The 6,089-nt window shown below is 32.1% G+C and carries 8 protein-coding genes; 3 read left to right on the forward strand and 5 right to left on the reverse strand.

Going from position 1 to position 6,089, the window contains the following annotated elements:
* Positions 1–17: 17 nt before the first annotated feature.
* The 5 genes from RSC72_RS13455 to RSC72_RS13475 all read right to left on the reverse strand — a co-directional run bounded on the left by RSC72_RS13455 (position 18) and on the right by RSC72_RS13475 (position 4,139).
* The gene (locus RSC72_RS13455; protein WP_092907692.1) at positions 18–167 is read right to left on the reverse strand and encodes a DUF4295 domain-containing protein; all 150 of its coding nucleotides are present in this window, start codon (positions 165–167) and stop codon (positions 18–20) included.
* 14 nt (positions 168–181) lie between these two features.
* Positions 182–364 (reverse strand): 50S ribosomal protein L33, encoded by a 183-nt coding sequence (gene rpmG, locus RSC72_RS13460; protein WP_084018523.1) that lies wholly within the window; start codon positions 362–364, stop codon positions 182–184.
* An 11-nt stretch (positions 365–375) separates the two neighbouring features.
* Complete coding sequence (gene rpmB, locus RSC72_RS13465) at positions 376–612, reverse strand: 50S ribosomal protein L28 (protein ID WP_332544488.1); 237 nt, start codon at positions 610–612, stop codon at positions 376–378.
* A gap of 79 nt (positions 613–691) precedes the next feature.
* Positions 692–2,353 carry an apolipoprotein N-acyltransferase gene (lnt, locus tag RSC72_RS13470; RefSeq protein WP_332544490.1) on the reverse strand — a complete coding sequence of 554 codons (1,662 nt, stop codon included), beginning with the start codon at positions 2,351–2,353 and terminating at the stop codon, positions 692–694.
* Between the two features lie 142 nt (positions 2,354–2,495).
* A complete protein-coding gene (locus RSC72_RS13475) occupies positions 2,496–4,139 on the reverse strand; it encodes a M1 family metallopeptidase (protein WP_332544492.1) in 1,644 nt (547 codons plus the stop codon).
* 606 nt (positions 4,140–4,745) lie between these two features.
* On the opposite strand from RSC72_RS13475, the gene RSC72_RS13480 reads away from it, so the two are divergent.
* From RSC72_RS13480 to RSC72_RS13490, 3 genes are all read left to right on the forward strand, one after another.
* Complete coding sequence (locus RSC72_RS13480; protein ID WP_332566156.1) at positions 4,746–5,081, forward strand: tRNA-binding protein; 336 nt, start codon at positions 4,746–4,748, stop codon at positions 5,079–5,081.
* Between the two features lie 11 nt (positions 5,082–5,092).
* On the forward strand, positions 5,093–5,377 hold the full coding sequence (locus RSC72_RS13485; RefSeq protein ID WP_332544494.1) for a hypothetical protein: 285 nt from the start codon (positions 5,093–5,095) through the stop codon (positions 5,375–5,377).
* A 236-nt stretch (positions 5,378–5,613) separates the two neighbouring features.
* Positions 5,614–6,089 (forward strand): Hsp70 family protein (locus RSC72_RS13490; protein ID WP_332578572.1); only part of this gene is annotated, 476 nt, incomplete at its 3' end.

The raw sequence follows: 6,089 nt of genomic DNA on the forward strand, positions 1-6,089 counted from the left end.
TTTTGTTAAGCTAATAATTATTTTGCGTAGAATGCATCTACTTCATCAGCGTTAACTACTTTTTCTACGAATACGTAAGCTCCAGATTTAGGAGATTTTACCATTCTAATTACTTTGGTCATTTTCTTAGACCCTGTTTGTAGGGTTGCTACTGTCTTTTTTGCCATCGTCTAAAATTTTATTATTTGATCTCCTTGTGAACTGTATACTTTTTCAATACTGGGTTGAATTTTTTCAACTCAATACGATCTGGAGTATTTTTTTTGTTTTTTGTAGTGATGTAGCGAGACATTCCTGGCATACCACTTTCTTTATGCTCTGTACATTCTAAAATAACCTGTACTCTGTTTCCTTTTTTTGCCATGGTGTATTAAATTATTTGATTAAACCTTCTTTACGTCCACGTCTAACAGCCTCATCAACACCTACTTTGTTGATAGTTTTTAAACCATGTGCAGAAACTTTTAAAGTAATCCACTCACCAGCTTCTGGCATAAAAAATTTCTTTGTGAACAAATTCACTTCAAAAGTGCGTTTTGTTTTATTATTAGCATGAGAAACATTGTTTCCCACTAATCTCTTCTTACCTGTAATCTGACAAATTTTTGACATCTTATTTTACTTATTGTCTTATTTTAAACGGAGTGCAAAGTAATAAATTATATATTACTTATGCAACAGTTTAAGGTTATTATTTTATACTTTTTTTCTTAACTTGCTTGTATAGCAACTTCTGAGCGAGTGTGTAAGCCAAGATAATTCCCATTACCAGTAAAGCTATTCGCGCCAAAACGTCACCATACTTTGTGTAAAACGTTAACTCGCTATTCATTAAAATTGTACCATTTAAGGCACCCTGCTCTCCATATGGTAAAGACTTCATTATATCTCCTCGCTGATTAACGAAAGCCGAAATACCTGAATTTGCAGATCTTACGATAGCGCGTCTATTTTCAATAGCTCTCAAATTACCATATAATAGTAATTGACGATGACCATCGGTAGAGCCCCACCAAGAATCGTTGGTCATTGTGAATAAAACATTTGCACCTTCTCTCACATATTCTGTTGTATACTCTCCGTAAATAGATTCGTAACATATAATCGGAGCAACAGCAGCATTGTTTGTTTTATTTTTGAAAACAGAACGATGGGGTTGAATCCCCAATGTTTTTGTTGTGCCGCCAAAGTTAAGCATAAATTCTCCAATAATTGGTATTAAATATTTACGATATGGAAAAATTTCTACTCCAGGGACTAATTTACTCTTATGATAAATCTGAATTGAGTCATTGCCACTTATCTGCAAAGCCGAGTTATAAGCGTCGTACCACGTGATTCCGTCTTTCATTACAGATGCAGATTCTGGTGCTAAAGATGCCATTGGATAAATTCGCATAATTGAAGCTCCTGTTACAAAATGTAAATCTTTTTTTGATTTTGTCCATTGTTGAATGTCTTGAACAATTAAATCATCATACAAATTATCAAAAATTAACGCAGAAGATCCCGGAACTGCTGTTTCTGGTGCAACAACAAATTGTGTTTTTGGCTGCATATTTTTCAGAGCCAATTCTTTCAATTCATCATAAATCTGCAAACCATCTTTCATGTACTTTTCATTGTACGGATCGAGATCTGGTTGAAGAATCATCACGTCCAAAGCTTTTCCTTTTTCTTCGTAATTTGCATAAATAATGTATGAAATCCCGATTGGAACAGCGATTAATAATCCTGCATAGATTCCTAATTTGTTCAGATATTTTGTTTCTTTCTTATTAATGTAAGCTGTTAAATAATAGAAAACGATGATATTAACAATCCAAATCCATAATGTTCCTCCAAAAGTTCCTGTGTATTCGTACCATTGTACCCATTCGTAGAATTTTGCAAAACCATTTCCTAAGTTGAACCACGGCCAAGTAAATTCCCAGTTTAATGTCAATTTATCAAAACTCATCCAAATTGCAGGAAGAAAAATCAGTCCATATAAATTTCCCGCTTTCGTCTTTACAAAATGATACAATTGAAAAACAATCGACATAAATAATGTATTTGCAATAACAGGAATTAGATAAGCGAGCCACGAATTTTGTAAATCACCATTTGCATCTGTTTCTTTGGCATAATGTAACCACCAAATCACAGCGGCATTCCAAATAAAAAATGTTAAACATGAAAGCCAAAAAATTTTGCGTCCTTTCTTTTTATATTCTGCTCGTTGCGTTATCTGATGTTCGGCCAACATAAGCGGAACAAACCCTATGAATAACAACAATGCAAAACCATACGATGGCCAACCTGCTGTTAACAATAATCCTGAAGCTATTGCGTATGCAATGTATTTTTTCATGTGACAAATTTATGTTATCATCTATCAATAATCGATGATATTTGTTTGGAATATTTTATAATTCATTTTGGATGAGAATCTGAAATAAGTTCAGGTTGACTTTCTTTGTCATGTTGAACTCGTTTCAATATCTCATTCAGTTTTAATATATAATATGCGTGTCGATATAATAATTTGGATTAATTGTTACATCAATCGCTTTTGTAATCGCTGAATTATTCAACGTCTGCCAATCTTTTGTTGGATTTATTGTTTGAGTTGATTTTTTTAATGTCAAAGGCATAGCAAAACCATCTACAATATTTGTATAACGATATTCAATCTTATCTCCAGATTGTTTCAATTCTAAAACAGGAATTTTTGTTGTTCTAAGATATTGATTGAAAAAAGCAGTTAAATCTAAACCAGAGAATTTTGCTATATAATTTTCAATCTGTTCTGTTGTTACTGTTTGATGATAAAATTCTTTGTTCAATCCACGTAATAGTTGTCTGAATTTTTCGTCATTATTCATCCAAGTTCTTAGTGTATGAATCATATTTGCACCTTTGTAGTACATATCGCCACTTCCCTCTTGGTTTACACCATACACACCAATAATCGGAATATCATTTTGTATAGCTCCTCGTGTACCACGAACATATTCGCTTGCTGCCTCTTTACCATAATAAGTTTCTGTAAACAATGTTTCCGAGTAAGCAGTAAATGCTTCGTGAATCCACATATCAGCCACATCTTTTTCGGTAATATTATTCCCAAACCATTCGTGACCAGCTTCATGAACGAGAATAAAATCCCACTTTAATCCCCAACCAGAACCTGATAAATCACGTCCTAAATAACCGTTTTTAAACTGATTTCCGTACGCAATTCCCGATTGATGCTCCATACCAAGGTGTGGTGCCTCAATAATTTTGAAAGAATCTTCATAAAATGGATAAGGACCAAACCAATGTTCAAAACTTTTTAACATCAACTTTGCTTGTTCAAACTGCGATTTTGCTTTCTCTAAATTATAATCTAACACATAATAATTTAAATCAAGTTTTCCTTTTTCGCCTTCGTAAGTGTCTTTGAAATTGACATAATGTCCGATATACGGAATAATATTATAATTGTTGATTGGATTGACAACTTTCCATGTAGAAGTAGTTTTATCTTTCAGATTTTTTGTTGAAACTAAGCGTCCATTTCCTACGCCAACCATTCCTTTTGGTGCAATAATTTCCAATTCCATTCCATTATCTGGCTCATCACCCAAGTAATCTTTATTCGGAAACCAAGCACTTGCGCCCAAACCTTGCACGGCAACAGACATCCAATCGCGACCTTTTTCATCTTTCGCAAAAATCCAACCACCATCCCAAGGTGCTTTCACTGCAACACGTGGATTTCCAGAATAGATTAATTCTAATTGATTCGCACTATTCTTAATATTTTTTCCAACATTAATAAAGTAAACATTTCCATCGCGTTTAAAATCCGAAATCTCTTTTCCATTCAATATTACAGCCGAAATAATCATCGGATCTTGTAAATCTATTTGTAATAAATTAGATTTCTGAACAGCAGTTTTATCAAATGTAATTGTCGATTTTCCTTTGATAGATTTTGACTGATAATCGGCTTCTACACTTACTTTATATTTTTTGACATCCCACCAATTTCGGAATTCGTTATTTGTTCCACGAAGTGAATCTTGTCGTGTAAACTCTTTTTTGTGATTAAGAACTTGGGCATTTGTAGTTATCGATATCAAGCCAAGTAAAAGTATTAATTTCTTCATTGTCATTTTTAAAACTAATCAAAAATAAGATTATATATTTGATTAATAAGCCAAAAAACGATGATTACAGAAAATTTTAAGGAAAGAATAAATTATTTGAATAATAATAAACTAATTGTAGAAGCTTTGTACGAAATTTTGGATTATCTGAAATTAAAACATAGCGCTTTTACTGGTTTTACTTTTAGAGATGAAATTGATCCGAAAGGATTATTGTTGACCGCAGAAGGAGATGAATCGACAGGAATTACTATTCGAGTTCCTAGAAATGTCTTGGATTTTGATTTGACTTTATTATCCAACATTTTGATGCACGAAATGTATCATGTTCATCAACGATCTGGAGATAATCAAATTGAAACGAGAGAAGAACGCGAATGGCAGGCGTACACAGAAATGATTTTTCACAAAAAATTTACTCAAATTCCGATTTTAGCTAATTTCTATATCAAACAATTTGGCGAAAAAGCATTGACATATTATGCAAAAATGACAGACGAATTGAAAGCAAAATATGCCGAAGAAAAAGCTGATTTAGAAAAAATATTACAAACCATTTACGATAAAGAAAATAAACCAAAAGAAGAACCAAAAATAGAAAATGATATAACTACAATTTCATGGCTAGATTTTGAGAAAATAGATATGCGTATTGGAACAATTATTAATGTAAATGATTTTCCAAATGCTAAAAATCCTGCTTATCAATTAGAAATTGATTTTGGACAGTTAGGAATTAAGAAGAGTTCGGCTCAAATCACGTCACTTTACAGCAAAGAAGATTTGATTGGTAAACAAATTATGGCTGTTGTTAATTTCCCGAAAAAACAAATTGCTACGTTTATGAGTGAATGTCTTGTAATGGGCGTTTATGGAAATAACAACGATGTTATTTTGCTTAATCCTGAACGAAAAGTAGAAAACGGAAGTAAAATTGGGTAAAACTATATATTATGACAACTGCTCATCAAATTAAAGAAATTATTGAAAAATACAAAATCAAAACTGAACTTGAAAAATCATTTTCAGATTTTTTGGGATCAAACAGTTGTGAAGATTTAGATATTAATGATAAAGAAATTCAAATTAATTCGGACAATATAAATTACAATCACACCGCTTTAAATTTTCATCTATTTAAAACTCCAATTTTAAAAGAAAATAATGAAATTGGATATTGCGCTCTTGAATATGACTCAAAATTTCAATTAATTGATAATTATTTTGTGATTAATTAAAATGAATGCATAAAACTTAATCCTAATTTAACCTTGTCACTTTTTATCCTAAAAACTGACGATTTTATCCACAAATAATCAAATATTTAATCATAATCTGACAACCTGACATCTAAAACCTATTGGATGTCATTTTTTTTATGTTGGCACAAAGATTGTCTAGTAGTTGTAGCATCATTTTTGATATGATGAAGAACTATAGAAAATCATTTAATAATATAAATAAATAAAATAAGATGAGCAAAATAATCGGAATCGACTTAGTTACAACAAACTCTTGTGTTTATGTAATGGAAGGTAGCGAGCCAGTTGTAATCCCAAATGCAGAAGGAAAGAGAACTACTCCATCAATTGTAGCTTTCGTAGAAGGTGGTGAAATCAAAGTTGGTGATTCAGCAAAACGTCAAGCTGTTACTAACCCAGAAAAAACGATTTATTCTATCAAACGTTTTATGGGTACTAAGTTTAATAACGATGCGAATGAAATTGGTCGTGTACCTTACAAAGTTGTAAAAGGAAACAATGACACTCCAGGTGTAGATATCGACGGACGTATTTATACGCCACAAGAAATCTCAGCAATGATTTTACAAAAAATGAAAAAAACTGCTGAAGATTATTTAGGACAAGAAGTATCAAGAGCGGTAATTACTGTTCCTGCTTACTTTAACGATGCACAACGTCAAGCTACAAAAGAAGCTGGAGAAATTGC

It is taken from the genome of Algoriella sp. (assembly GCF_036647415.1).
Taxonomy (GTDB): Bacteria; Bacteroidota; Bacteroidia; order Flavobacteriales; family Weeksellaceae; genus Empedobacter.

Excerpts from the sequence above, each read along its gene's own strand:
- RSC72_RS13455 (WP_092907692.1), bottom strand. The coding sequence starts at position 167 with ATGGCAAAAAAGACAGTAGCAACCCTACAAACAGGGTCTAAGAAAATG.
- rpmG (WP_084018523.1), bottom strand. The coding sequence starts at position 364 with ATGGCAAAAAAAGGAAACAGAGTACAGGTTATTTTAGAATGTACAGAG.
- rpmB (WP_332544488.1), bottom strand. The coding sequence starts at position 612 with ATGTCAAAAATTTGTCAGATTACAGGTAAGAAGAGATTAGTGGGAAAC.
- lnt (WP_332544490.1), bottom strand. The coding sequence starts at position 2,353 with ATGAAAAAATACATTGCATACGCAATAGCTTCAGGATTATTGTTAACA.
- RSC72_RS13475 (WP_332544492.1), bottom strand. The coding sequence starts at position 4,139 with ATGAAGAAATTAATACTTTTACTTGGCTTGATATCGATAACTACAAAT.
- RSC72_RS13485 (WP_332544494.1), top strand. The coding sequence starts at position 5,093 with ATGACAACTGCTCATCAAATTAAAGAAATTATTGAAAAATACAAAATC.